Source organism: Streptomyces sp. NPDC127108 (assembly GCF_042677545.1).
Classification (GTDB): domain Bacteria; phylum Actinomycetota; class Actinomycetes; order Streptomycetales; family Streptomycetaceae; genus Streptomyces.
This window is the reverse complement of the sequence record NZ_JBHXTE010000001.1, coordinates 26,520-51,718: the sequence shown is the minus strand read 5'-3', so window position 1 is coordinate 51,718 and position 25,199 is coordinate 26,520. Positions and strand designations below refer to the sequence as shown.

Below are 25,199 nucleotides of genomic sequence, written 5' to 3'. Positions count from 1 at the left end.
CGACCCGGCCCACGCACCCTGTCTACGCCCCATGGCCTGCCACCCCCGTCCACCGCCACCAGGATGTTCCCGCATGGATCACGTCCATGGGAGCTCGCGAAACCAGGTGGTCACGACGCGGGCGGCGGTGTTGTTCCGGTTCAGCGGCAGGCAGCAGGTCGAGCCGCTTGTCCATGTGAAGACGGAAGGTGCCGTACAGGTTGAAGTTCGGCCAGGACAGCACGGTCAGTCCTTGCCGGTCCTTGCGGGACAGCTTCTTCGCCCGGGGGGCGTACTTGGCCATCTGGTCGTACTGCTGGGCAATCAGGTCCCAGCGGATTTGCCGTGTCAGGGAGCGTCCGAGTGTCGGCCAGCCGGACGGAGCATCCTCCGGGCGGTACAGGCGGATACTGCCGATGTTCTTCAGCGGCACCGGGAAACGACATGGAAGCCAACCCCAAACCTACTGGCGGCGGGTTACTTGTCCCCTCGTGTCCGGGCTAGGGCTCCGGGGCCTACCTCCTGGGCCGGTTCGAGAGCCCGACGCCGCCACGGGGGAGTGGAGCAAGCATGCAACTAGTAACCGCACTAGAGGGTTAGGCTCTTCGGATCTAAGATTGACATGTTGCATAGTCACCCTCTGGAATGGTTACTATGTAGCAAGGGGCGCCGCGGAAGGGAAGCGGTGGCCGACTGGCGGTCGCGGGGTGGCGTCCAGGTGTTGCCGCCTCACGTGTGCCGATTGCGGTGAAATGCTCCGGCAAGTGATGGAACAAGTGTTCTTTTTGGTTCGACTCTTACCGCCTTCGAAGAGGAATCTGTGATGATCAATCGACGCTCTCTCCTCCGTACCAGCGGTGCCGCGGCCACCGGCGCAATCGCTGCCGCCGCGCTCTCGTCGTCCGCCCACGCCGCCGAGACCGGCCGCCTGGCTCATGTTCCGCGTCCGGTCGGCTCCGACCCGACCGAGGGTGTGACCCGGACCCTGCTTCAGGAACACCTCTCTCCGGCCAAGGGCTGGGAAGCGGTGCAGACGCTCGTTGAGATACCCCGGCACAAGGAGTCCGGGCGGCACAGCCACCCCGGAGTGGAGGTCGGCTACATCATCCGTGGGGAAGTCCTGATGAAGTTCGACGACGGGCCGGCGCTGCGACTGTGCACCGGCGACCCGTTCTTCATCCCCTCCGGCGCCATCCACAACGCCGTCAACATCGGCAAGGTGACCACGATGATGCTCTCCACGTACGTCGTCGACGAGACCAAGCCCCTGGTGACCATGTACTGATTGAGGAGCGCGACCGAACCGGTTCAGGCTCCCCGGTCATCCGAGCGGGTGGTGGCGTCGGGCCGGAACGGTGAGCACCCCCCCCCGCAGGGGGGCGACGTGGGTGACGGGTTGTGTTCTGGCCAATCACTGGCCAGTATGGTTACGTGAATCATGCTTTTCCCTGCGGGACGCTCCCTCTCGACTTCGTTGGCACGCTGCGTGCGCGGCGCAACGACGAGCCGATGGAGAAGCTCGCCACCCCTGAGCTGCTCGACGACTGGTTCGTCGAGTCCGGGATGCTCGATCTCGCGCCGGGCGCCAGCGAGGTGGACCTCGCCATCGCGATCGACCTGCGCGAGTCCATCTACGACCTGGTCGCCGCCCGCCTGGACGGCAAGCCGATGCCCACCAAAGCGGTCGCCGAGCTGAACCTCCAGGCGTCGGGCTTGCCGGTGACGCTGCGGCTCGGCCCCCACGGCATGACGCGTACCGGCTCGGTTTCGCAAGGGCTCGCGGCACTGGCCCGCGAGATGATCGTGATCCTCGGCGGCGACGAGGAGACCCTGCTGCGCGAGTGCGCCCGCCCTGAGTGCACCCAGGTCTACCTCGACCGCTCGCGGGGCCGTCGACGGGAGTGGTGCGCCATGAAGACGTGTGGCAACCGCGTCAAGGCCGCCGCCTACCGGGCTCGTCAGCACGTCAGTCAGGGCTGACCGGCACCGGAGTGTCGTTTGGCGGTCACCGTCTTCCCGGCCGGGATCTACCCCGCCTTGCCTGTCTTGGGCAAGTGGAGCGAGGGGAGCCCCGGGTGTCAGTCGGACTGCGCCGTGGAGTCCTGGAGCAGGTCCGCCGTCGCCGACTCCCAGTCGGTCCCGCAGAGTTCGCGACCGGCGGGAACGAGCTCATAGGTGTACGCAAGCCACTCCGCCAGCGGCGGCACGGGCAGCTCGAAGAGGGCTGCCATGTCCCCGGAGGTCAACTGCAGCCAGGCGGTGGCTCGTTCCCGCTCCGGGTGCGTCGGCCAGATCTGGACGTCACCTAGACCGCTCACGGAGTACAGCCCCTGCTGGAGCAGATCGCGCCCGATCCGCCACAGGACGCGGGAGCCGCCCTCGAGGAGGAGCTCCACACAGATGATCAGGGGAGACTCGGGGTCGAACCGGAACTCCGCCTCGACGGCCTGCCGGGCCGCCACGCCCAGTACACGCTCGATGTCCAGGGTCAGCTCGGGGCTGCCGTACGACGCCGTCCGGGAAGCCTGTACGCCGGGATGGTTGCCGCTCATGACGAGACGACCCTTCTGTGGGCGGAACCTGACCCGGCCCACTCTCGTCCCCGCGGGATCGTCGTACATAAGTAACTTGACCGTCGGACTTCCCGGAACTTCCGGCGCGCTCGCCGGTTCTCGGCCCCGACGCCCAGCGCGTCAGGACGCTCCGAGACCGTTCAGGAGGGTGTCGACGACGATGTCTGCCGCCTGCGCGGGGCTCAGGTCGGGCTGTTGCCGGGACACGAGATGCATCAGCTGGGGGAGGAGGGATGCCGCCCAGCCTTGCGGTTGGTTCTGGCGGAAGAGGCCCTCTGCGGTGGCTCGTTCCAGGAAGGTGTCGACTTCTTGTACGGAGGCGTCGCGGCGTTGGCGGATGGCGTCGTCGGTGAGCATGTGGGTCAGGTCGACGGGCCAGGTGCGGTTGACGGTGATGATGTTCTCGACGTAGCGGTGCAGGGCTACGGTCACGGGTGCTTCGCGCAGTCGTGCGTCCTGGATGGCCCGTTCGATGGCTGTCAGGCGGGATTCGTAGATGGCGGCGAGGAGTTCCTCGCGAGAGGCGAAGCGCCGGTAGACGGTGCGTCGGTCGACACCTGCCTGGGTGGCGATGCTCGCGATGCTCGTGCCGGGGTCGGCGGCGAGCATGCGTGCCCCGGTGGTCAGGACCGCTTCCAGATTGCGTGCTGCGTCGGCTCTCACCGCACCGAGTCTAGTGGCGGAATGTGAAGGCTAGGTCCCTTAGCGTCTCTCGGCGGTAGACCCATGAGAGTTAACTGCTACATGTGTGAGTCGGATGGCTGAGCTGGCGCCAGCACATTGAGCCTCATCTTTGGGGTGTGGTCGGCGCGCCGCCCCTGAGGGCGTGCGTGAGGGCGTCCGGAAGCTGTGACGGCTGCACCGGACGCCCCACGTCTGTCGGCCCCGTGGCTTTCAGGGCCCTGGGTGTCCTAGCCGAGACGTGTGAGCGTGTACTGGTAGGTGATCTTGCCCTCCGAGGCTGCCGTTTTCTCCTCGGTCAGGCTCTTCTTTCCGGTGAAGTCGGTCGGGTTGGGCCGGATCTCTTCGTCAACGCGGGCGATGACGTCGGGCGAGTTCCAGTCGTCGCTCTCGCTGAGGTTCATCTTCAGACGGAAGGCGATGGACTGCTGGGGGGCGTCCTCGTCGAAGTGCCGGCGCGAGGAGCGGTTGTCGGGAAGCTTGAAGAACTCCCCGGCACGCATGGATAGATAGGTGGCGGTGGGGTTTCCGAAGAGGCCGCCCTTGGTGGGCTTCCACAAGGTCACGTCGTCCAGACTGATGCTGCCGTAGACCTCGCCGACGGGGTCACCGGAACCCTCGCTGACATCGTCGATCCGAACCCAGTCGAGCCTTAACTCGTACTCCGCTACGCGACTCATGTTCCCTCCAGGAACGAAGCAATCACACACGGCGGGATCGCACGCCCATGGGCGCGGGCTCCGTTGACCACCCGCGCCAAGGCAGGGACAGCTTGCAGCACCACGTGCGCAACCACAGCGAGAAAAGCGGACACGCCGGTTCGCGCGAAGTCGACCGACCGCTTCCTCTGAGGGAGCAACATGTCTCAGTCATCCGTATGTGGATCTAACAAGTATAAGTGCTACATTGAAGTGACAGTTAGAGATGGCGCTCCAACGGATCGACAAGCCCTGGAAGTGAGAAAGCGCATGATCACCTACGACCGTCTTTTCATCGGTGGTTCCTGGGTCGAGCCGAGCAACCCCACGCTGCTCGACATCGCGTCCCCGCACGACCAGTCACTGATCGGTCGTGTGGCCCAGGCGCAGCCGGAGGACGTCGACCGGGCGGTGGCCGCGGCCCGCGTCTCGTTCGACAAGGGGGAGTGGCGGCTGACCTCGCCGGCGGAGCGAATCGCGGTGCTGCGCCGCTTCAACGCGCTGCGCGAGGAGCACGCGGACAAGGCCGCACACCTGATCTCGTTGGAGAACGGCTCGGCGGGCTGGTTCACCCGGGCCGGGCAGCCCGGTCTGACCCGCCAGGCGAACGCCTACCTGAAGGCGGCGGAGGAGTTCGGCTGGGAGGAGACCCTCGTCCCCTCGGACCCGTCCTCCCCGGTGCGCAGCGTCGTGCGCCGCGAGGCGGTCGGCGTCGTAGCCGCGGTGATCCCGTGGAACTCCCCGTTCTCCTCGGCCACCTCGAAGATCATCCCTGCGCTGCTCGCGGGAAACTCCGTGGTCCTCAAGGTGTCCCCGGAGAACTCCCTGAGCATGGGCTTCCTGGCCGACCTGCTGCAGCAGACAGGACTGCCCGAAGGGGTGATCAGCGTGTTGCCCGCCGACCGCGAGACCAGTGAGCACCTGGTGTCGCACCCGGACGTCGACAAGATCGCCTTCACCGGCTCGACCCGCGCCGGCCGCCGCATCGCCTCGATCGCGGGCGAGCAACTCAAGCGGGTCAGCCTGGAACTCGGTGGTAAGTCCGCCGCTGTCATCCTCCCCGACGCCGACATCGAGAAGGCCGTCGCGGGCCTGAAGTTCGCCTCCCTGCTCAACAACGGCGAGTCATGCATCGCCCAGACCCGCGTCCTGGCCCCGCGCGAGACGTACGAGGAGGTCGTGACGGCGCTGAAAGAGCTGGTCGAGTCGCTGAAGGTCGGTGACCCCAACGACCCCGACACCTTCATCGGCCCGATGATCCGCCCCGACCAGCAGGAGCGGGTGCGTGACTACATCCGGCTCGGCATCGAGGAGGGTGCCCGCCTGGTCACCGGCGGCCCGCAGATCCCCGAGGGCCTGGAGAAGGGCAACTACGTGACGCCCACGGTCTTCGCCGACGTCGACAACTCCATGCGGATCGCGCAGGAGGAGATCTTCGGTCCGGTCCTGGTGGTCATCGCCTACGACGACGAGAACGACGCCGTCCGTATCGCCAACGACTCGGAGTACGGCCTGTCCGGCGGTGTCTGGTCATCCGACGAGGACCACGCCCTGGCGGTCGCCCGCCGGTTCCGCACCGGCACGGTCACCGTCAACGGCGCCTCCGTCGCTTTCGACGGCCCGTTCGGCGGATTCAAGGCCAGCGGCATCGGCCGTGAGTACGGTGCGGTCGGCCTCGGCACGTACACCGAGTACAAGACCATCACCGTGTGAACCAGTGACGAAGGAGCTGGACTGCGACGACGGTGCTGTTCGGGTACGGGCCGTGCTCAACCCTGCTTCACCAGGGTGTACATGACGGACCGCTGCTGCTTGTGCCGCTGGATGCGTCCCTTGGCGACAAGTGACTCAAGGGTGTTCCGCACCACCTGCGGTGTGGGATTGCGGTCAGGGTGTTTCTTCAGGAGCTCGTCCCGGAGCTCCTTCGCCAGGCGCGGCTCGTCGTGCTTGGCGAGCAGCTTCGTGAGTAGTTCTCCCAGCAGGGGCTGACGTGGCTTCCCCTCCGTGCCGGACTTGGCCGAGGTGCCCGACGACGAGGTCTTGGCCCGCGCCGATTGCGGCGAAGTCGCCCTGGCCGCAGTCTGCTTCGGCTTCGCCGCAACAGGCTCGTCCTGCGGCTGCTCGGGCAGTCGGGACGCATCCGCGAAGCCCTTGTAGCGTTCGGCGAGACTGATGATGTCTCCCAGGAGGGCCTCCTCCTGTTTCAGCATCGAGATCCTCTCCTGCAGCTCCTGCTGAAGGCGGCGGTTCTCCTCCAGGTCCGATACGGCTTGTTCCAGGTACCGCGACCGGAGCGCGGCGGCTGACTGGCTGGTCACAACCGTTCACTCCCTCGATATGAATGACGTTGCGCATGCTACCCATGTCGAGGAGTCCGTGCAGATAAGTGTCGACGCCCGACGATCTGTCTGGCATGTTCGCTCTTCACGATAAGTGCTGTTGTGCTTGCGCACCCGGACCAGGCTGGCCCTTCTTCGTTCCGACATGTTCGGATGCAGTGGCGGAGAGACATGCAAGGAAGCGGCGGCCGAGCTGGCCGTCGCCCGTTCGTCGACCAGCGCGGACCGTCGAGCAATGCGGCGGCTCACACGGCCGGGGCCCCCGTCTCCTGGAGCTGTCCGTCAGCGAGCCGCAGCCAGCGGTTCACGCCGATCTCGGCGAGGAACCGCTCGTCGTGGCTGACGACCATGAAGGCGCCCTGGTAGGAGTTGAGCGCGCTCTCCAGTTGGCTCGCGCTGACCAGATCGAGGTTGTTGGTGGGCTCGTCCAGGAGCAGCAGGTGCGGGGCAGGCTCGGCGCACAGTACGCAGGCGAGCGTGGCTCGCAGGCGCTCGCCGCCGGAGAGTACCCGGACCGGGAGATGTGCCCGGGCGCCCCGGAAGAGGAAGCGGGCGAGCAGGTTCATCCGCTCCGCCGCGGGCCGCTCGGGTGCGAACGCGGCGAAGTTCTCCGCGACGGTGCGGTCCAGGTCGAGCAGGTCCAGGCGCTGCGAGAGGTAGGCGATCCGGCCGTCGTTGCGCTTGATGTCCCCGCTGTCCGGCGTGAGTTCACCGGTGATCAGGCGCAGCAGGGTGGTCTTCCCAGAGCCGTTGGGCCCGGTCAGCGCGATCCGCTCGGGGCCTCGCACGGTCAGGTCGACGCCGCCCGGGGCGAACACGTCGATGTCCCCGAGGCGGACCTGCGCGCCTTTGCCGAGGAAGAGGTTGCGTCCCGCGGGCACCTGGGTGTCGGGCAGCTCCAGGGTGAGGCGCTGCTCGTCGCGCAGGGCACGTCCGGCGTCGTCGAGCCGGGTCTTGGCCTCGCTGACCCGGGAGGCGTGCATCGTGCCGGACTTCCCGGCTGCCTCCTGGGCGCCGCGCTTCATGTTGCCGGCGAAGATCTTGGGCAGGCCGGCGTTCTTGAGGTTCTTGGCGGCGTTGCTCGCGCGGCGCTCGGCGCGTTCGCGGGCCTGCTGCAACTCCCGCTTCTCGCGCTTGAGGTCCTGCTCGGCGTTGCGGACGTTCTTCTCGGCGACCTCCTGCTCGGCGCGCACGGCTTCCTCGTACGCGGTGAAGTCGCCCCCGTACAGGCGCAGTTCGTCACTGCCGAGCTCGGCGATGCGCTCCATCCGGTCGAGGAGCTCGCGGTCGTGGCTGACTAGCAGCAGACAGCCGGAGAAGTCGGAGAGCACGTCGTAGAGCTTGTGCCGGGCTTCGAGGTCGAGGTTGTTCGTGGGCTCGTCGAGCAGCAGCACGTCGGGGCGCTTGAGCAATTGGGCGGCGAGGCCGAGGGAGACGACCTGGCCGCCGCTGAGGGTGCCGAGGCTGCGGTCCAGGGCGAGGTCGGCGAGGCCCAGTCGGTCGAGGTGGCCGCGGGTGCGTTCCTCGATGTCCCAGTCGTCGCCGATCGTGGTGAAGTGCTCCTCGGCGACGTCGCCGGTCTCCACGGCGTCGATGGCGCGGATCACCGCGTCGACGCCGAGCACCTCGGCGACCGTGAGGTCACTGGTCAGAGGGAGACTCTGCGGCAGATAGCCGAGGGTGCCGCTGACGGTCAACGATCCCGTGGCGGGCCTGAGTTCGCCCGCGATCAGCTTGAGCAGGGTGCTCTTTCCGGCTCCGTTGGGTGCGACGAGCCCTGTGCGGCCGGTGGGCACGGTGAAGGACAGGTCGTGGAAGGCCGGGGTGTCGTCGGGCCAGGCGAAGGAGACGTTCGAGCAGACGACGGCGGCGGTGTGGGACATGGAGGTGACCTCGAGGGATGTGAGGGCAGGGAATAGACCTCTGCCCTGGGTAGACGTGCGAAAAGGGGTACGACGAGACGGACCACGTCAGCGGCGCTCCTGAGCGCCTGCCAGTGGTCGTCGGAACGGGGTCTCACCCCGAGATGTCGTCGTCACCCGCCACGTCTGCACTCCTCGATAGACAGTCGATGTGACGCACAGAGTAACAGCTGCGTGAGACGTGGATCCGGGCTCGCCCGACGTGCCGGGACCGGCCCAACCTCATATGTGCGTGTGTCGATTCAAGTCGGCTGTGTGTTCGCCGTGGATCTCGTGCGAGACCGCCGTTGACACCCACAGGAGAGCCGTGCCACGCTCGTAACCTCTTAAGAGGGTGACGAAGGCGGTCTCTCGTGAGGAGTCGTCAATTGACTGATGTCCCGCCGCGAACTCGTGGCCAGAGTAGTAGCGGGTCGGCGCCATGCTGCCCGCCCCCAGTGGTCCCGTACGACGTGAAACATGTGTCGTCGCAACCAGACGCACACCTACCTCTTGGATGGGAAAGCAATGAAGAAGGCTCTGACGGCACTCGCGGCCGGTGTGCCGCTGGTCGCCGCGGCGGTGTACCTGCCGACCGCCTCGGCGGACGAGACCAGGGACACCGCCACCGCCACCACTGCCGCGTGCGCGGCGCCGTCCGTGCGGGCTCCGGCCGGTACGAAGGTGGAGTCCGTGACGGCGGTCCGCCACGCCGGCGGCACCATCCATGGCACCGGACTGCTCGGCGGCGAGGTCTCAGGGGTCCCGGCCTTCTGCCAGGTGACGGTCACCCTCACCCACCCGGGAGAGGGCGACCACGCCAAGGTGCAGACCTGGCTGCCCCTGGCGCAGTGGAACGGCCGTTTCCAGGCGATCGGCGGCAGCGCCTACAGCGCCGGGGACAACGGTGTCGGCCTCGGCACAGCGGTGAAGAACGGCTACGCGGTGACGACCACGGACGCCGGAGTCGGTGACGTCCTGGACACCAGCTGGGTCCTCGACAGCAAGGGGAAGGTCGCCGGCACGCCGCTGAAGAACTTCGCGTCCCGCTCCCAGCACGAGGCCGCGGTCGTCGGCAAGGCGGTCGTGGACCACGTCTACGGCAAGCGCGCCGCCTATTCCTACTTCACCGGCTGCTCCACCGGCGGACGCCAGGGCTACATGGAGGCCCAGGCCTACCCCGACGACTACGACGGCATCCTCGCGGACGCGCCCGCCGTCAACTGGGACGAGTTCGAGGTCGCCACCCTGTGGCCACAGGTGGTCCTGAACAACGAGAAGACCTACCCGACCGACTGTGAGCTGGACGCGTTCACCGGCGCGGCAGTCAAGGCCTGCGACAAGCTCGACGGCGTCCGGGACGGCCTCGTCAACGACCCCTCCCGCTGCGACTTCGACCCGCGCCGTCTGATCGGCACCAAGGTGGTCTGCGCCGGCGAGGAGCTCACCATCACGGCGGCGGACGCGGCCGTGGTCCGCAAGATCTGGGACGGCCCGCGCACCACCTCGGGCCGGAAGCTGTGGTCCGGCGTCCCGGTCGGCGCCGATCTGAAGGGCCTGGCGCGTTCCGTCACCGACACCGACGGCACCGTCAAGGGCCAGCCCTTCCAGGTGCCCGCGCTGTGGGTCCAGCTCTTCCTGAAGAAGGACCCGTCCTTCGACCTCACGAAGGTCACGTACAGCGAGTTCACGAAGCTGTTCCAGCAGTCCCGTGCCGAGTACGACCACGTCATCGGCACCGACGACCCGGACCTGTCGGCCTTCCGCAAGTCCGGCGGCAAGCTGCTGACCTGGCACGGTCTTGACGACGAGTACATCCCCACCGAGGGCACCGTGCGGTACCGCAAGCAGGTCGAGCGGAAGATGGGCGGCCCCCAGCGGGTCGACGATTTCTACCGCCTCTTCCTCGCCCCCGGCACCAGCCACTGCGGCCTCAACGGCCAGGACGGCTCGGCCGACGGCCTCGCCGCACTGGCCGACTGGGTCGAGCAGGGCAAGGCGCCGAGGACCCTGCCCGCCACGCTCACCAACGCCTCCGGCGAGCAGGTCGAGCGCAATCTCTGCGCCTACCCCCAGGTGTCCCGGTACAAGGGCTCCGGCGACCCGTCCCTCGCCACGTCGTTCCGCTGCGTCCCCTCCCGGCACTGACCGGCCGACGACACCTCCCGATCCGAGAAAGGCCGAACCGGTATGAGCACCCGTACCGCGCCCCCGACCGGCCAGGTGACCGCGGACGGACGGTCCGCCCTGCTGAAGCTGTAGCTGAGCCGCGGCGTGCTCGCGATCGCGTGGGCCCTGGTCTTCGCCGGGGCCCACGAGGACCTCGACGCGCCTGAGCAACAAGCTCAAAGCATGGCGGGGCTCAGGTGCAGGACACCAAGGGCGGGCAGAACTGAGTCAACGGTCAACCAGCCGTGGACGCGGGGCCTCACCCGTGGAAGCAGCGTCGGTGCCGACCGGGCCTCGGGGAAGCAGCCGGTCCAGCCACCCCGGCAGCCACCAGTTGGCCCGGCCGAGGAGGGTCATGGTCGCCGGTACCAGCACCATGCGGACGACCGTCGCGTCGATGAGGATCGCGGTGGCCAGGCCGAGCCCGAACATCTTGGTGGAGGGGTCATCGGCGACGGCGAAGGACAGGAAGACCGCCACCATGATGAGGGCGGCCGACGTGATGATCCGGGCGGTGCCCGCGACGCCCTCCACGATCGCCGTGCCGTTGTCGCCGGTGCGCATGTACTCCTCGCGTACACGGGAGAGGAGGAACACCTCGTAGTCCATCGACAGGCCGAACAGGATGGCGAAGAGGAACATCGGGATGAACGACACGATCGGAACCGTCGCTTCCAGCCCGATGAGTGCGCCTCCCCAGCCCCACTGGAAGACCGCGACCATGATGCCGTAGGCCGCGCCGATGCTCAGCAGATTCAGCAGTACCGCCTTGAGCGGTACGAGTATCGAGCGGAAGACCAGCATCAGCAGCAGGAACGACATCGCCAGCACGGCGGCGACGAACACCGGCAGGCGTTGGCTGGTGCGTTGGCCCACATCGGACAGGCTCGCGGCGGCGCCGCCGACGTGGGCCCTGGCCGGGCCGTGCTCGATCGCCGCGGGCAGCACCTTGGTGCGCAGCCGGGAAAGGGTGTCGGCCGTGGCCTTGTCCTGAGGGCTGGTGGTCGGGAACACCACGAGGGTCGCGACGCCGGTGGCCCGGTCGATGCGCGCCGGCGCGACGGACGCGATGCCCGGATCCGCCGCGACCGTCGTGACGAGTCGGTCCACCACTCCCGGATCACCGGCGGGGTCCGCGGCGATGACGAGGGGACCGTTGGTGCCCGGGCCGAACCCCTCGGCGACGAGGTCGTAGGCCCGGCGCTCGGTACGGCTGTGGGGCAGTGAGCCGTCGTCGGGCAGCCCAACGCGCAGGCCGAGCACGGGCAACGTCGCGGCCAGCAGCAGTCCCGCCGCGCCGACCGCGTACAGCACCGGGTGCCGGCTGACGTGCCCGATCCAGCGACGCCACCCGGCGGCGGGGACGGCGTCCGGCGCCGCGCCCTGCCGTCGGAAGAGCCGCCCGGCCCGAAGTGCCCGGCCGATCCGGCCGGCCCGGCCCAGCCGCGGGCCCGCCGCGCCGAGGAAGGCCGGCAGCAGCGTCACCGACGCGAGCACCATCGTCAGGACGACGATCGAGACGGCAAGCCCGCCCACCGTCATGAACGGCACGTTCGCGACCGCCATACCGAGGATCGACACGACGACGGTGCCGCCGGCGAAGACCACCGGCCGCCCCGCCGTGGCCACGGCTCGTCCGGCCGCCTCGTGCGGATCGAGCCCGCGCACGAGGTACTCCCGGTGCCTGGCGAGCACGAACAGCGCGTAGTCGATGCCCACTCCGAGCCCGACCATGCTGCCCAGGACAGGTGCGAAGGTGGGGACGTCCGTCACCCCCGCCAGTACCGTCATCGTGGCGACCCCGACGGTCAGCCCGAAGACCGCCATGCCGATCGGCAGCGCGGCGGCGACGAGCGAACCGAACGCCAGGAACAGGATCGCGGCCGCGGCGAGGAGGCCGATCAACTCGCTCGCGCCGCCGTCGGCGTCGGAGAAGGCGTAGAAGAGGCTCCCGCCCATCTCGATGCGCAGGGGCAGTTCGGCGCGCAGCCGGTCGCCGAGATCGACGAGGGCGTCGAGGTCCTCGGCCGACAGATGGCTCTGGTCGGGGTACTGCACCCGGACGACCGCGATGCGCCCGTCGACCGAGACGAGGCCGCCGCGCACAGCGGTGTCCCCGCCCGCGTCGAGCGCGCCCGCCGGGTCGCTCGTGCCGAGCACGTGCGGCAGCCGCTTCACCTCGGCCCGCAGCCGCGTGAGAGCGGTGCGCGCGCCGTCGTCGTCGAAGAACGTCGCACCGTCGTCGAGGGGGGTGACGACCACTTGGGCGGTCATTCCCTCCTGGCCGCTCCCGGCCCGCTCGATCAGTTCCGCGGCCCGTTGGGAGTCCAGTCCCGGAGCGGTCATCGAGTCCGCGGTCCGCCCGCCGAAGGCGACGGCGGCGAGGACGGCGAGCGTGACGGCGATCAGCCATGCCGCGATCACCCGCCAGGGATGGCGGGCGGCGCCAGCGCCCAGGCGCAACAGGGCTTTCGAGAGCATCGGTTCCTCCAACCGCCTCGTTGGCCGTCCTTGTACGGCCGCCGATGCCGAGGCTCGTCGCCACGGAGCTCCGCGGCATCGGCCCGCGGGCCGCGGATCCGTGGGCCCCGGGGTGGAGTGACGACCCGTCCTTTCGGCCGATGCGCGGCACGCCGCGGTCCCTAGGCTGAGAACCGTGCTCCGAGACGACCTGCGAACCCTGTGGACCGAACCCCGGCCGCCCGACGCACTCGCCCGGGTGCGGCGGGACTGGGCGCTGCTCGCGGCGGGCCTTGTCGGTGTGGCGCTGGAGGCCACCCTGCGCGAGAACGTCGTGTGGCGGCCGGTGGCGGTGGTGTTCGCCGTAGGGCTGTGCCTGCTGCCCCTGTGGCGCCGGACCCGCCCGCTGGCGATGGTGACGCTGGCGTTCGGCTCGGTGATGCTGCTTCAGGTGGTCTCGCTGGCCGCCGCACCGCGCGAGCCCGTCGGCCTGTACACCGTCGGCGCGGTCGTACTCGTGCTGGTGTACGCGCTGCCCCGGTGGGGATCGGGACGCGAGATCGTGCTGGGCGGCGCGGTGATCCTCGCGGTCGGCGCGCTGTGTTCCGTCACGGACGAGACCCCGGTCGGCGAGAACGTCGTGGGCTTCGTCTTCCTGCTGCTGCCGGGCGTGGTCGGGGCTGCCGTTCGGTTCTGGGGGAGTGCTCGCGAGCGGCAGTTGGAGCAGGTGCGCTCCCGCGAGCGCGAGCAACTCGCCCGGGAACTGCACGACACGGTGGCCCACCACGTGTCGGCCATGGTGATCATCGCCCAGGCGGGCCGGGTGCTCGCGGGCGCCGACACGTCCGCCGCCGTCGAGGCGCTGGAGGGGGTCGAGGAGGAAGGGGCGCGCACGCTGGAGGAAATGCGCGCCATGGTCGCCGCGCTGCGCGACCGCGGGGTCGGCGCCGAGCTGGCGCCCCCTGCCGGAGTCGCGGATCTGGAGCGCCTGGTGCGCACCCCGGGTGGTCGCCTCAGGGTCGACCTGGGGCTCGACGGCGAACTGGACGCGCTGCCCCCGGCCGTGGACGCGGCCGTCTATCGGATCGTGCAGGAGTCGGTGACCAACGCGCTGCGTCATGCGGTCGACGCGACCGAGCTCGTCGTTCGGGTCGCCGCGGGACGGCACAAGGTACGGGTGAGCGTGCGCGACAACGGTCGGCGTACCGGCCGGGGTCGCGACGGATACGGACTTACCGGACTGCGCGAGCGCGCGACCCTGCTCGGCGGCACACTACGAGTCGGCCCGGGTGCCGACCAGGGCTGGCATGTCGAAGCCGAACTGCCGAGAGCGAGGAGCGAGAGCGGTGTCCATTCGCGTCCTCGTCGCTGACGACCAGACGATCATCCGCACCGGGTTGCGGATCATGCTGAACGCCCAGCCCGGCATCGAGGTGGTCGGCGAGGCCGCCGATGGACAGGAAGCGGTACGTCTGGCCCGCGAACTGCGCCCCGACGTCAGCCTGTTCGACATCCGCATGCCCGTGCTCGACGGGCTCGAGGCCACCCGGTCGGTCGCGGGCCCGGGCGTCGCCGACCCGCTGGCCGTGGTCGTCATCACCACGTTCGACCTTGACGAGTACGTCTACGGCGCGCTGCGTGCCGGGGCCCGCGGATTCCTCCTCAAGGACACGGGACCGGACCTTCTGGCGCAGGCCGTACGGTCGGCGTCCGACGGTGAGGCGCTCATCGCGCCCAGCGTCACCGTCCGTCTGCTCCAGGCATTCGCGGACCTGCCCGCTGGCCGGCCCGTGGCCCAGCCGGTCGCCCCCGTCACCGCCCGCGAGGAGCAAGTGCTCCTCGCCGTCGCTCGCGGGCTGACCAACACCGAGATCGCCGACGCACTGCACATCAGCCTCAGCACGGTGAAGACGCATCTGGCCAGCCTGATGGCCAAACTCGGCGCGCGTAACCGGGTCGAGATCGCGATGTGGGCCTACGAAACACGCCGTATCCTCCCCGGAACCTGAGACGGGTGCCCGGGAGACGTTCCGGGGGGCATCGTCGTACCGTGAACGGTACGGTCGACGCACTACCGATTCCTTACGGAACTGTCCGGAGCCGACATGGCTCTCCTGCACACGCCGAACCGCCAACTCCGCGTTGTGCGCGAGCTGGAGCTGCGGTGTCGCGCGGCGAGTTCGCGAAGGCCATAGTGCGGGAGCCACGCCGTTCAGAACGCGGAGCGGATGAGTCCGCCGTCCACCCGGATCGTCGCCCCGCTGATGTACTGGGCGTGGTCGCCGCAGAGATACGCCACCGCCGCCGCGATCTCGTCGGCCTTTCCGAATCGCTCCTGGTCGTTCGGGATGAAGGCGTCGACGGCCTTCTGCTCGATCTCGTCCCAGGTGCCCTCCCACCCGTGGGCGGGAGCGATGTCCGTGACGTAGCCCCGGACCGACTCGACGAGGATCGCTCCGGGAGACACCACGTTGGAGGTGACGCCCGTGCCCTTGAGATCGCGGGCCAGTGACACGGCGAGGTTGTGCCGGGCCGCGAGCGCGGCGTTGTACTGCGGGTGGGTGGCCATCGGCTGGGAGGCGAGTCCGCCGCCGATGGTGATGACGCGGCCCCAGCCGCGCTCGCGCATGGCCGGTACCAGGTGCTGGACCATCCGCACACCCGAGACGACGTTGGTGTTGTAGGTGTCGCGCCATTCGTCGGGGCTCGCGGCGGCCCAGGACAGATGGCGGTAGAAACCGGCGTTGTTGACCAGGATGTCGACGGGGCCGGCTGCGGTGGCCGCGCGGGCGACCTCGGCGGCGCCCTCGTCGGTGGCCAGGTCGCCGACGGCGGTGGCGGCTGTGCCGCCGGCGTCACGTATCTCCCGCGCGACCCGCTCCGTGCGGTCCGCGTTCCGTCCGTGGATGACGACCGCGGCGCCCTCCGCCGACAGGAATCTGGCGGTGGCCTCGCCGAGGCCCGCGCTCGAACCGGTGACCAGGGCCCGCTTGTTGGTGAGACCGAGATCCATCGTGTTGCTCTGCCTTTCGGATCGGCTCCGACGCCGTGACGGCGTCCGGGAGCACGGACTGGCGGGTGGGTGTGCCGGGTTACTGCATGAGGGCCGGGCTCGTCCTGTACGCGGCGACCCTCATGGGGCGTCACGGGCGGGACGGTGACGGACCTCGCGGCTCAGCAGGCGGCAGAGCCAGCGGAAGCGGGTCCGGCGGGCGTCCCGGGAGACTTCGGCGTGCGGCGCGAGTTGGTCGAAGCCGTGGAACGCGCCTGACCACACGTGCAGTTCGGCGTCTCCGCCGGCCTGCCAGATGCGCGCGGCGTACTGGACGCATTCGTCGCGATACGTCTCCGCGGCACCGGCGTCGATGTAGGCGGGCGGCAACCGGGACAGGTCCGTGGCGCGGGCGGCCGCGGCATGGTGCGAGACCTGCGAGGTGTTCCTGTCCTTGCCGAGGAGAGCGGTCCAGCCCAGTTCGTTGGCGTGGCGGTCCCACACGCCGAGGCCGGTCATCTGGCGTGCCGAGAACGTGTCGTTGCGGTCGTCGAGCATGGGACACATCAGCAGTTGGCCGAGGATGCCGGGTCCGTTGCGGTCCCGGGTCATCAGGGCCAAGGAGGCGGTGAGGCCGCCGCCGGCGCTCCCGCCGACGGCGATGACACGTCGGGGGTCCACACCGAGCGAGTCGGCGTGGCGGACGAGCCACACCAACCCGGCGTAGCAGTCCTCGATCGCCGCCGGACAGGGGTGTTCCGGCGCCAGCCGGTAGCCGACCGACACGACGGCCAGCTCCAGGGGTTCGGCCCACTCGTGGAGGATCATCCGCATGCCGGTGCGGTGGGATCCGCCGATCATGCCTCCGCCGTGCAGGTGGTAGATGACCGGTGCCGGCCGACGGAGGCCGGTGGGGCGTGCGAGGAGGAGAGGGATGTCGGGGGCTCCGTGCGGACCGGGCGCGAGGAGCTCCTGGATCTCGAACCTGCCGTGGTCGCGCAGCTGATCGAGTGACGGGTCCGCCGCAGCCAGTTGCGCACGCCAGCGGGGGATGTCGTCGGCCGACGCCGGCGCGTTGTGCCGTGGTGGCCCCAGGTTGTCCAGTACCGCGGCGAGTTCGGGGGCGAAGGGCACGGGAGGGGGTGTGAGTCGCGGGTGCTGTGGTCTGTTGTTCATACGTCTTTCGTCCGGGTCGGGCTGATGCGCGGTGGCCGGTCACCGTCGGATCCCGGCGGCGACGCACGACCGGGAGAACCGGCGGGCGTGGTGGACGCGACGTGGCGGGCGGGCAGTTGGCCGCAGGCGACGTCGGAGGGAAGGCCGAGCTGTCGGCGACTCTAGCACGACACATGTTTGCGTCCGGAGGAAATGTCGAGCGCTTCATGTGTGTGCCACCGGTCCGACATATGTCACACGCGGACGTACCCGTGCCCGCCGTGAGACACGTCGCTCCGTGCCCTCGGTCGACAAGAGGCCAGTGGACCTTTACAGTCGAAGCAATAAAGGTCCACTGGCCTCTTATGGGGTGGGGTGGGCGTCACGACAGCAGAAAACGAGGACGCACCATGAGCAAGTCCTGGCTGATCACAGGAAGTTCCCGCGGTCTGGGCCGCGCCGTCGCCGAGGCAGTCCTGGAGGCGGGCGACAATCTGGTCGCCACGGCCCGCCGCACCGCGACCCTCGACGACCTGGTCGAGAAGTACGGCGATCGGGTCCACCTGGTCACCTTGGACGTGACCGACGCCGAGGCGGCGCGGCGCGCCGTGCAGGCAGCGGTGGACGCCTTCGGCCGCCTGGACGTGGTCGTCAACAACGCGGGCTACGCGGACATGGCCGCCATCGAGGACATGTCCGACCAGGCCTTCCGCGACCAGATCGAAGCCAACCTCTTCGGCGTCGTCAACGTCTCCCGGGCCGCCCTCCCGGTCCTGCGCGCGCAGGGCTCAGGGCACATCATCCAGGTCTCCTCCGTCGGGGGACGCGTCGGCGTCCCGGGCCTGGGCGCCTACCAGGCGGCCAAGTGGGCGGTCGGTGGCTTCTCCGAGGTACTCGCACAGGAAGTGGCGCCCCTGGGCATCAAGGTCACCGTCGTCGAGCCCGGCGGCATGCGCACCGAATGGGCCGGCGCGTCCATGGCCACCCCGCCGGTCAGCGCCCCGTACGAGGCCGTGGTCGGGGGTGCCGTGGGAATGATCCGCGGCGCACACGGCCAGCAGCCCGGCGACCCCGACCGCATCTCCCAGGTCCTGCTCGACCTCACCGAGACCGACCAGCCGCCCCTGCGCCTGCTCCTGGGCAAGGACGCCGTCACGGTCGCCGGGCGCATGGCCGAACGGCTCGCCGACCAGGACGCCGCATGGCGTGCCGTCAGCGAATCCGTGTGACCCCGCCGGGTGTTCCCGAGCCTCCGCGCGCACCTCGGCGGCGCCGCTCCGGAGGCGACGTCGAGGGGGCTTAGGGTGACCGCAGGCGGCGCCGGACCCGGGCCGCGCGACAGGGCCCAGGGGAAGCGACGATGACGGACGACCGGCCGACCGGCTTTCAGCGCGCGCGCAGCGCCGAGCAGCGCGAGGTGCGCAAGCAGGCCATTCTCGACGCCGCGACCCAACTCCTGGGCGAGATGAGCGTCGGCGAGATCAGCCTGCGGGAACTCAGCCGTCGGGTCGGATTGTCGAAGACCAACGTCGTGCGCTACTTCGAGACCAGGGAAGCGGTGTTCTTCGAACTGCTCAACCGGTCCCTGGCACAGTGGATCGAGGAGCTCTCCGACGAGCTGGAGGCCGCTCGGCCCGATGGTCCCGCGGCGGTCACGGACGCCCTGGCCCGGTCGCTGGCCGAACGGCCTGTGCTGTGCGGTCTGTTCAGTGCGCTGGGGTCCGAACTGGAGCGGAACATCTCCGCCGAGGCCGTCCGCGAGTTCAAGCTGGCCCACGTCCGGCTGCTGGGAGAGCTGGCCGAGCTGCTGCGGCGCCACATCACCACGCTGACAGCGGCGGCGGCTCGAGAGCTGGTCTCCCTGACCGTCGTGTTCACGGCCGGACTCTGGCCCTTCGCCCACCCCTCGGAGGCCGTCGCCGAGGCCCAGTGCGACCCCGAACTCGCCGCCACGAAGGTCGACTTCGCCGATCGGCTCGGCCGCACCCTGCACGTCACCGTCATCGGACTTCTGAGTCTTCGGTGATCCCGCGGCCGGTCTGCCCCGGTTCTCGGGCGTGTGCGCACTCGGTGACCAAGTCCCCGGGGCGGGACGGGTTCGCGGGTGTGCTTCCCGCCCGGCGCGGCCCGCAACGGAGCAACCCACCCTGACGAGCCCGAACCGGCCGATCCTCGGAGAGAGTTACGGAGCGCGCCAGATGTTGTCGAATGCGGCGTTCTCGATCGACCGTTGCTGGCGGACCGCCTCCAGTTCCGTCACGGCGTTCCCGACTGCGGCCAGAACCGCCGCGGTCGCGTCGTCGGCCAGGTCCTCAAGAGCGCTGTCCGGCCCGTCCTGCATCCCGGCGACCGTGACCAGTGCGGCCAGAACGGGATCGCCCGAAGCCGGTTGCTGCCCTCCGGTACGGGTGACCTGCCCGGTTCGCTCCAGGTCGTCGGTGTAGGCGGCGAAGAGTCCGCGGCCCCGACGCCACAACCAATCCTCGACCGACTCGTACGGTTCCTGCCGCACGAGCTGGGCGGAGGCCTCGTCCCAAAGGCGGTCTCCGGTCGCGGTCCGCTCGCCCGGCACGATGCGGTCCTCCTCCACCCGCAGTGCCTGTGCCGCGATGAGATCGAGCAGTTCGGCACCGGCGAGCGCGAGCGACAGGTCGCCCTGCCCCACCGAGCGGTCCGGCCTGGACAGGGCGATGTTTGCGAGGTCGCGTGCGGTGTTCATGGCTGACTCCCTGTCGGTGGACCTTGCGTGCCGGGTGGGGCGCATCGCCCTCAAAGGGTACGGAACGCGTGCCATGTCTGCCCACCCCGGGATTGACATGTGTGCATGGAGAGAGGAAGGTCGTCACCAGTCAGTCAGGTTATGCGTGACGGGCTGTGTCGTGAGATGGGTGCCGTTCGGTGAGTGAGAGGAACGACGTGATCAGCAGGCGCAGGGTGGCGCAGACGATGGCGATGGCGGCAGGCGCGGTCGGTCTCTCCGGGGCGGGCCGGGCATCGGCCCTCGGCAGGGGCGCGAACGCCGAGGCGTCGCCGGGAGGCGAGGCGGCGCGGAGACGCCGAGGTCTGGGCCCGGTCCGGCATGTGTCCACCGAGGTTCTGGACAGTGCGTATCACGACGTGGGGCCGGTCGGCGGTGTGCCGGTGATCCTGCTGCACGGCTGGCCGTTCAGCCCGGCCGGTTCGTATGCGGAGGTGGCACCCGCGCTCGCCGCGCGCGGTTTCCGCTGCTACATCCCGTATCTGCGCGGGCATGGAGAGACCGTCTTCCGCAGAGAGGGAGAAGTCCGCTCCGGCCAGCAGGCCGCGCTGGGCGCGGACCTGGTCGAGTTCATGGACGCACTGGGCATCCGGCGGGCCCTGTTCGCCGGGTACGACTGGGGCGGGCGCGCGGCCAATGTGGCCGCGGCGCTGTGGTCTCACCGTTGCACGGGCCTGGTCTCGGTGAACGGCTACCTCATCCAGAACCTTGCGCGCGCCGACGAGCCGTTGTCCCCTGCCGTGGAGTCGGGGCTCTGGTACTTCTTCTACTTCCTCACCGAGCGCGGGGCGAAGGGTCTGGAACGCAACAGGGACGATCTGGCCCGCGTCGTCTGGCATCGCAACTCGCCCGAATGGCAGTTCACCGAGGCGGAGTTCGCGCAGGCCGCGCAGCTGTGGGCCAACCCTGACTATGTCGAGGTCGTGCTGCACAGCTATCGCCATCGGCTCGGCGCCGTCCCAGGGGCGCCCCGCTACGCGCAGCTGGAGCGACGGCTGCTGGGCCAGCCGAAGATCACCGTGCCCACGGTCACGCTGGACGGAAAGGCCGACGGTGTGACCCCGTGGACCGACGGCAGCTCGTACGCGCCGCACTACCCCGGGCGCTGGGTGCATCACGTGGTGCCGGGCGCGGGCCACAACCTTCCCCAGGAGCGCCCCGAGGCCTTCATCTCCGCGGTCCTGCAAGCCCACGGCGTGCGCTGATCCGCGACCGCGGCACGAGCTGCCCCCCCCGGATCCCGGAGTCTCCCGGCCTCACCCGAACACCGGCGGACAGCCTTTCAAGCCCTGGCGGCCAGCACTGCCGCGAGGCCCTCTCGCAGATCCTTGACGAAATACTCGGGAACCTCGAGCGACGGGAAATGCCCCCCGACTTCGGGCTCCCTCCATCGCACGATCTGCCGGTACCGCTCCTGTGCCCAGGGGCGCGGAACCTTCTCGACGTCGCGGGGATACATGGTGATCGCTGACGGGACGTCGACCCGAAGTTCGGGATCGAGCGAGTTGTGGCTCTCGTAGTAGATGCGGGCCGACGACGCGCCGGTCCGCGTCAGCCAGTACAGGGTGACGTCGTCAAGGATCCTGTCCCTGGAAATCCTCTCGAACGGGCTGTCCTCGGTGTCCGACCACTCGGCGAACTTGTCGAGGATCCAGGCGAGAAGCCCGACCGGTGAGTCGACGAGCGAATAGCCGATGGTCTGCGGTCGGGTCGCCTGCTGCTTCGCGTACGCCGCGCGGTGGCGCCAGAAGTCGCGGGTCTCCTCGGTCCACCTGCGTTCGTCCGCCGTCAGCCCGTCCGTCGTCAGCCCGGGCGGTCCCTCCGCGAACGTCGTGTGGATGCCGAGCACGTGCGCCGGGAACCTGCCGGCGAGGACCGTGGTGATGTTGCCTCCCCAGTCGCCGCCATGGGCTGCGAACTCGCTGTATCCGAGCCGTCCCATCAGCTCCACCCAAGCGGCCGCGATCTTTTCGGTTCCCCACCCGGTGGTGACCGGCTTGTCGCTGTAGCCAAAGCCTGGCAGCGACGGGACCACGACGTGGAACGCCGGCGCGTCCGCATCTTCCGGATCGGCCAGCTCGTCCACCACATCGGTGAACCGGGCGATGCTGTCCGGCCACCCGTGAGTCAGGAGCAGGGGAGTGGCATCCGCGCGCGCGGAGCGGCGGTGCAGGAAGTGGATCCCCAGATCATCGATGGTCGTACGGAACTGACCGATCCGATTGAGGCGCTCCTCGAACGGTCGCCAGTCGTACCCGGTGCGCCAGTAGTTCACGACATCGACGAGGTCGGCGAGCGGAACGCCCTGGTCCCATCGGCGAGGACCGGGCGCGGCGCGATGGACCGTCTCGGCCTCCGGCAGCCGCGCCGCCGCCAGTCGTGCGCGCAGATCGTCGAGGTCGGCGTCAGTTGCGTGGGCTTCAAATGCTTGCACGTCGCTGGTGGGACGGGGCACGAGACTCCTCCTGGCCGTCGCGGAGCCGGCTACGACCTTCTGTGAACCGGCTAAGACGGTTCTAGCAGTCCTTCGAGCCGAACTGCAACCAGCTAAGGTGGTTCCATGCGTGCTGGCTTCCCTGACTTCCGCCTCGGCAACGTGCTGGCGACCAGCTTCACGGGGACTCTGTCGGAGCGTCACGGCGACGCCGTGGAGCGCATTCCCACACCGCAACGACTCGTCGACTGGCTGGCGGTGAACGGCCTCGCCGTGGACGCCTGCACCCCTGCCCAGCTCGACCTCGCTCGGGAACTGAGGGAGTCGATCCACGCCGCCGCGACAGCGGCCGCGACCCAGGACGCTCTCCCTGCGTCCGCTGTCCAAGTCATCAACGACCGCAGCGCTCAGGGCCGGGCCGCGGCCGTCCTGACACCCGAGGGCAAGCGGCGATGGCGGCTCAACCCGTCGTCCCCCGTGGAAGACGCCCTCGGCGTGATCGCCGCAGACGCGGTGAGCATCATCGCGGGCGAGCGAGACGGGAAACTGGCCTTGTGCGCATCGCCGACCTGCCAGGCCGCTTTCTTCGACACCAGCCAGAGTCGCACCCGCAGATGGTGCGACATGAACACGTGCGGGAATCGCCAGAAGAAGGCGCGCTTCAACGCCAACCAGCGCAAGACGACCAGGTCAGCGGAGTGATCGTTACCTCGGTACATCCAAGTGGCCCGCATGCCTGCGACGCAGTTCGAGTGGTTGACGCACTGCCGCACAGTCCGCTTCGGCGGCGTTGATCAAGTCAGGACATGGCTCATTGAGCAGGGCGTTCTGGCCGGGGTGCTGGTTGCCGGGGCCGGGTCGGGTTCGTAGGTTTGTGGGCCAAGCGATCATCTGGGTATCGGGGGGACCGGGGTGGGACGCAAGGAGAATCCCGTCGACCCGTCAGCGGGGCCGGTGCAGCAGTTCGCTTTCGAGTTACGGAAGTTGCGCCAGGAGGCGGACAGCCCCACGTACCGGCAGATGGCGCGGAGTGCGCGCTATTCGGTGACGGCCCTCTCGCAGGCGGCCGCCGGCACGGCCCTGCCCTCCCTCGCCGTCACGCTGGCCTACGTCCGCGCCTGTGGCGGGAACGTGCCGCAGTGGGAGCGCCGGTGGAAAGAAGCCCACGAGGCGACAGCGCTCGCGGAGCCACGCGAGGGCAGGATGCAGCCGCCCTACCAAGGGCTGGCCCGGTTCGAGCCGGACGACCACGACCGGTTCTTCGGACGCGACACCCTGGTGGATGTCGCGCGGGCCCTGATGAGTGAGCACCGGTTCACCGCGGTCCTTGGCCCCTCCGGCAGCGGCAAGTCCTCTGTGCTGCGTGCCGGGCTGATCCCCGCACTGCGCGCCGGGGCGGACGGCCTGGCCGCGATCCGGATCCTCACCCCCGGCGAACACCCGTTACGCACCCACGCTCCGGCCCTGCACCCCGCCGACAGCGACGCGGACACCGTCGTCATCGTCGACCAGTTCGAGGAAGTCTTCACCCTCTGCCACGACCCGGCAGAACGCACCGCCTTCATCGAGCGGCTGCTCACCTCCCGCGACCCGGACAGCAGGCTGCGCGTCGTGATCGCCGTCCGCGCCGACTTCTACGGCCGCTGTGCCGAACGCCGCACCCTGGCCAACGCCCTCACCGCCTCCAGCCTGCTGGTCGGCCCGATGAGCGAGGCAGAGCTGCGTGAGGTCGTCGTCAAACCGGCACAGGCCGTAGGGCTGATCGTGGAGCGTGACCTGACCGCCCGCCTGATCAGCGAGATCAAAGACGAACCGGGCGGGCTGCCGCTGCTGTCGCACGTGCTGCTGGAGACCTGGCGCCGGTGCCGTGGCCGGGCGCTGACCATGGAGGCCTACGAAGCAGCCGGCGGCCTGCACGGAGCGATCGCCCAGACCGCCGAGACCATCCACACCCAGTTCACCGAGGCGCAGGCGGACTTGGCCCGACTGCTCCTGCTCCGCCTCATCACCCCCGGAGAGGGCGCCCCGGACACCCGTCGCCCCGTTCCGCGCTCGGAACTCGACCTCGCCGAGGACACCGGGGACGTCGATCAGGTCCTGGACCGGCTGGCCCGGGCCCGCCTGATCACCCTCGACGACGACACCGTGGACCTCGCCCACGAGGCTCTGATCACCAGCTGGCCGCGCCTGCGCGGGTGGATAGACACCGGCCGGGAACGGCTGCTGGTTCACAGGCGACTGACCGAAGCTGCTCACGCTTGGGCCCAGCATCATCGCCACCGGGACTCGCTGTGGCGGGGCCCTCGCCTGAATGCTGCCGAAGAACACTGGACCACCCCCTCGCAGCAGCAGTCCCTGACCTGTGTGGAAAGAGACTTCTTACAGGCCAGCACAGCGGCCCGGTCTCGTGCCCGCAGACTCCGGCGGGTCCTGGTCGCCGTGGTGTCGGTCCTGGTCGTGCTCGCGTCGTTGGCGGGCGGGCTGGCACTGCAACAGCACCGCACCGCGCAACGGCAGTACGAGGAACAAGAGGGCCGAAACGCCGCCATGGCCGCAGTCAGCCTCATGGCGTCCCCTTCCGGGCGAGACCGCGTCCTGGGGATGAAGCTCAGTGTCGCTGCCTGGCGCATCGCGTCAGTGGAGGAGACAAGAGCTGTACTGAGCCAGGCAAGGTACGTCCAGTTCACCTCGGAGCGCCTGTCCTTCCCTCATGATCCGGATACCGCCGGTGCCGAGGAGGGAGAAGATCTCCGTCGCACCCTCTTCAAGGGGCGCCGGACCTACAAGATCTTCCTCTCGGATGATTACGACGGAGGCAAAGGGTTCTCAGGTATGGCTGACGCTCTCTGTGCCTACTTCGGTGGTCCGTCTCGCCGAGAGTGGGACTCGATACTGCGTGCTCCTTACCGGGATGTCTGTTGACATCACGATGCCGGAGCTCTGCCCTTGCCTGGCAAGTGGTGTGTGACGCGACGTGCGTGAGAGTCGTGAAGAGTTCGCGCATGATTCTTGGGATTCGGTCACAGAAGCGGAAAACTCGGAGGGCTCACTCGGCGCTTT

The 25,199-nt window shown here is 69.1% G+C and carries 22 protein-coding genes; 11 read left to right on the top strand and 11 right to left on the bottom strand.

Translation table 11 applies throughout. The features are described 5' to 3' along the window. Positions 1-22: 22 nt before the first annotated feature. Positions 23-412 carry a hypothetical protein gene (locus tag ACFVHO_RS00230; RefSeq protein WP_385707836.1) on the bottom strand — a complete coding sequence of 130 codons (390 nt, stop codon included), beginning with the start codon at positions 410-412 and terminating at the stop codon, positions 23-25. 390 nt (positions 413-802) lie between these two features. Here ACFVHO_RS00230 and ACFVHO_RS00225 point away from each other — a divergent pair, with 390 nt between their 5' ends. Both ACFVHO_RS00225 and ACFVHO_RS00220 read left to right on the top strand, forming a co-directional pair. Further along, entirely contained in the window at positions 803-1,264 is a 462-nt protein-coding gene (locus ACFVHO_RS00225; RefSeq protein ID WP_385707833.1) for a cupin domain-containing protein, read from the top strand. A 113-nt stretch (positions 1,265-1,377) separates the two neighbouring features. Continuing rightward, positions 1,378-1,959, top strand: coding sequence for a CGNR zinc finger domain-containing protein (locus ACFVHO_RS00220; protein WP_385707831.1), 582 nt, complete (start codon positions 1,378-1,380; stop codon positions 1,957-1,959). A gap of 98 nt (positions 1,960-2,057) precedes the next feature. Here ACFVHO_RS00220 and ACFVHO_RS00215 read toward each other — a convergent pair whose 3' ends face one another. The 3 genes from ACFVHO_RS00215 to ACFVHO_RS00205 all read right to left on the bottom strand — a co-directional run bounded on the left by ACFVHO_RS00215 (position 2,058) and on the right by ACFVHO_RS00205 (position 3,913). Further along, complete coding sequence (locus ACFVHO_RS00215; RefSeq protein WP_385707829.1) at positions 2,058-2,531, bottom strand: SsgA family sporulation/cell division regulator; 474 nt, start codon at positions 2,529-2,531, stop codon at positions 2,058-2,060. A 141-nt stretch (positions 2,532-2,672) separates the two neighbouring features. Next, positions 2,673-3,161 (bottom strand): TetR/AcrR family transcriptional regulator, encoded by a 489-nt coding sequence (locus tag ACFVHO_RS00210; protein ID WP_385708594.1) that lies wholly within the window; start codon positions 3,159-3,161, stop codon positions 2,673-2,675. Positions 3,162-3,463: 302 nt separating this feature from the next. Then, the gene (locus ACFVHO_RS00205; RefSeq protein WP_385707826.1) at positions 3,464-3,913 is read right to left on the bottom strand and encodes a hypothetical protein; all 450 of its coding nucleotides are present in this window, start codon (positions 3,911-3,913) and stop codon (positions 3,464-3,466) included. Between the two features lie 288 nt (positions 3,914-4,201). Between ACFVHO_RS00205 and ACFVHO_RS00200 the strand changes: the two genes are divergently transcribed. Then, positions 4,202-5,644 (top strand): aldehyde dehydrogenase, encoded by a 1,443-nt coding sequence (locus ACFVHO_RS00200; RefSeq protein ID WP_385707823.1) that lies wholly within the window; start codon positions 4,202-4,204, stop codon positions 5,642-5,644. 56 nt (positions 5,645-5,700) lie between these two features. Here ACFVHO_RS00200 and ACFVHO_RS00195 read toward each other — a convergent pair whose 3' ends face one another. Beyond that, positions 5,701-6,249, bottom strand: coding sequence for a hypothetical protein (locus ACFVHO_RS00195; protein ID WP_385707820.1), 549 nt, complete (start codon positions 6,247-6,249; stop codon positions 5,701-5,703). A gap of 266 nt (positions 6,250-6,515) precedes the next feature. Next, the gene (gene abc-f, locus ACFVHO_RS00190) at positions 6,516-8,153 is read right to left on the bottom strand and encodes a ribosomal protection-like ABC-F family protein (protein WP_385707818.1); all 1,638 of its coding nucleotides are present in this window, start codon (positions 8,151-8,153) and stop codon (positions 6,516-6,518) included. A 546-nt stretch (positions 8,154-8,699) separates the two neighbouring features. Between abc-f and ACFVHO_RS00185 the strand changes: the two genes are divergently transcribed. Beyond that, the gene (locus ACFVHO_RS00185; protein ID WP_385707815.1) at positions 8,700-10,319 is read left to right on the top strand and encodes a tannase/feruloyl esterase family alpha/beta hydrolase; all 1,620 of its coding nucleotides are present in this window, start codon (positions 8,700-8,702) and stop codon (positions 10,317-10,319) included. Positions 10,320-10,568: 249 nt separating this feature from the next. Here the strand turns inward: ACFVHO_RS00185 and ACFVHO_RS00180 are convergent, their stop codons facing one another. After that, positions 10,569-12,821 carry an MMPL family transporter gene (locus tag ACFVHO_RS00180; RefSeq protein WP_385707812.1) on the bottom strand — a complete coding sequence of 751 codons (2,253 nt, stop codon included), beginning with the start codon at positions 12,819-12,821 and terminating at the stop codon, positions 10,569-10,571. A gap of 175 nt (positions 12,822-12,996) precedes the next feature. On the opposite strand from ACFVHO_RS00180, the gene ACFVHO_RS00175 reads away from it, so the two are divergent. Both ACFVHO_RS00175 and ACFVHO_RS00170 read left to right on the top strand, forming a co-directional pair. After that, entirely contained in the window at positions 12,997-14,172 is a 1,176-nt protein-coding gene (locus ACFVHO_RS00175) for a sensor histidine kinase (RefSeq protein WP_385707809.1), read from the top strand. Next, positions 14,147-14,809, top strand: a complete 663-nt coding sequence (locus ACFVHO_RS00170; protein WP_380848661.1) for a response regulator — start codon at positions 14,147-14,149, stop codon at positions 14,807-14,809. Before ACFVHO_RS00175 ends, ACFVHO_RS00170 begins: the two co-directional genes overlap by 26 nt. Positions 14,810-15,012: 203 nt before the next feature. On the opposite strand, the gene ACFVHO_RS00165 is transcribed toward ACFVHO_RS00170, so the two are convergent. Continuing rightward, positions 15,013-15,813 carry an SDR family NAD(P)-dependent oxidoreductase gene (locus ACFVHO_RS00165; RefSeq protein ID WP_385707806.1) on the bottom strand — a complete coding sequence of 267 codons (801 nt, stop codon included), beginning with the start codon at positions 15,811-15,813 and terminating at the stop codon, positions 15,013-15,015. Positions 15,814-15,933: 120 nt separating this feature from the next. Further along, the gene (locus tag ACFVHO_RS00160) at positions 15,934-16,968 is read right to left on the bottom strand and encodes an alpha/beta hydrolase (protein ID WP_385707803.1); all 1,035 of its coding nucleotides are present in this window, start codon (positions 16,966-16,968) and stop codon (positions 15,934-15,936) included. Between the two features lie 389 nt (positions 16,969-17,357). On the opposite strand from ACFVHO_RS00160, the gene ACFVHO_RS00155 reads away from it, so the two are divergent. Both ACFVHO_RS00155 and ACFVHO_RS00150 read left to right on the top strand, forming a co-directional pair. After that, positions 17,358-18,176: an SDR family NAD(P)-dependent oxidoreductase gene (locus ACFVHO_RS00155; RefSeq protein WP_385707800.1), complete on the top strand. Its 819-nt coding sequence runs from the start codon at positions 17,358-17,360 to the stop codon at positions 18,174-18,176. Positions 18,177-18,307: 131 nt separating this feature from the next. Next, positions 18,308-18,973: a TetR family transcriptional regulator gene (locus tag ACFVHO_RS00150; protein ID WP_385707797.1), complete on the top strand. Its 666-nt coding sequence runs from the start codon at positions 18,308-18,310 to the stop codon at positions 18,971-18,973. 156 nt (positions 18,974-19,129) lie between these two features. Here ACFVHO_RS00150 and ACFVHO_RS00145 read toward each other — a convergent pair whose 3' ends face one another. After that, complete coding sequence (locus ACFVHO_RS00145) at positions 19,130-19,666, bottom strand: GPP34 family phosphoprotein (protein WP_385707794.1); 537 nt, start codon at positions 19,664-19,666, stop codon at positions 19,130-19,132. A gap of 197 nt (positions 19,667-19,863) precedes the next feature. Here ACFVHO_RS00145 and ACFVHO_RS00140 point away from each other — a divergent pair, with 197 nt between their 5' ends. Next, positions 19,864-20,910, top strand: coding sequence for an alpha/beta fold hydrolase (locus ACFVHO_RS00140; protein WP_385708592.1), 1,047 nt, complete (start codon positions 19,864-19,866; stop codon positions 20,908-20,910). Between the two features lie 77 nt (positions 20,911-20,987). Here the strand turns inward: ACFVHO_RS00140 and ACFVHO_RS00135 are convergent, their stop codons facing one another. After that, positions 20,988-22,160: an epoxide hydrolase gene (locus ACFVHO_RS00135; RefSeq protein WP_385707791.1), complete on the bottom strand. Its 1,173-nt coding sequence runs from the start codon at positions 22,158-22,160 to the stop codon at positions 20,988-20,990. A gap of 105 nt (positions 22,161-22,265) precedes the next feature. On the opposite strand from ACFVHO_RS00135, the gene ACFVHO_RS00130 reads away from it, so the two are divergent. Further along, positions 22,266-22,841 (top strand): CGNR zinc finger domain-containing protein, encoded by a 576-nt coding sequence (locus ACFVHO_RS00130; RefSeq protein ID WP_385707788.1) that lies wholly within the window; start codon positions 22,266-22,268, stop codon positions 22,839-22,841. A 210-nt stretch (positions 22,842-23,051) separates the two neighbouring features. Next, the gene (locus ACFVHO_RS00125) at positions 23,052-25,061 is read left to right on the top strand and encodes a hypothetical protein (RefSeq protein WP_385707785.1); all 2,010 of its coding nucleotides are present in this window, start codon (positions 23,052-23,054) and stop codon (positions 25,059-25,061) included. The last annotated feature ends 138 nt before the right edge of the window (positions 25,062-25,199 follow it).

Coding starts and splice junctions, on each gene's coding strand:
- ACFVHO_RS00225 (WP_385707833.1), top strand. CDS start 803: ATGATCAATCGACGCTCTCTCCTCCGTACCAGCGGTGCCGCGGCCACC.
- ACFVHO_RS00215 (WP_385707829.1), bottom strand. CDS start 2,531: ATGAGCGGCAACCATCCCGGCGTACAGGCTTCCCGGACGGCGTCGTAC.
- ACFVHO_RS00210 (WP_385708594.1), bottom strand. CDS start 3,161: ATGCTCGCCGCCGACCCCGGCACGAGCATCGCGAGCATCGCCACCCAG.
- ACFVHO_RS00205 (WP_385707826.1), bottom strand. CDS start 3,913: ATGAGTCGCGTAGCGGAGTACGAGTTAAGGCTCGACTGGGTTCGGATC.
- ACFVHO_RS00200 (WP_385707823.1), top strand. CDS start 4,202: ATGATCACCTACGACCGTCTTTTCATCGGTGGTTCCTGGGTCGAGCCG.
- abc-f (WP_385707818.1), bottom strand. CDS start 8,153: ATGTCCCACACCGCCGCCGTCGTCTGCTCGAACGTCTCCTTCGCCTGG.
- ACFVHO_RS00185 (WP_385707815.1), top strand. CDS start 8,700: ATGAAGAAGGCTCTGACGGCACTCGCGGCCGGTGTGCCGCTGGTCGCC.
- ACFVHO_RS00180 (WP_385707812.1), bottom strand. CDS start 12,821: ATGCTCTCGAAAGCCCTGTTGCGCCTGGGCGCTGGCGCCGCCCGCCAT.
- ACFVHO_RS00165 (WP_385707806.1), bottom strand. CDS start 15,813: ATGGATCTCGGTCTCACCAACAAGCGGGCCCTGGTCACCGGTTCGAGC.
- ACFVHO_RS00160 (WP_385707803.1), bottom strand. CDS start 16,968: ATGAACAACAGACCACAGCACCCGCGACTCACACCCCCTCCCGTGCCC.
- ACFVHO_RS00155 (WP_385707800.1), top strand. CDS start 17,358: ATGAGCAAGTCCTGGCTGATCACAGGAAGTTCCCGCGGTCTGGGCCGC.
- ACFVHO_RS00150 (WP_385707797.1), top strand. CDS start 18,308: ATGACGGACGACCGGCCGACCGGCTTTCAGCGCGCGCGCAGCGCCGAG.
- ACFVHO_RS00145 (WP_385707794.1), bottom strand. CDS start 19,666: ATGAACACCGCACGCGACCTCGCAAACATCGCCCTGTCCAGGCCGGAC.
- ACFVHO_RS00130 (WP_385707788.1), top strand. CDS start 22,266: ATGCGTGCTGGCTTCCCTGACTTCCGCCTCGGCAACGTGCTGGCGACC.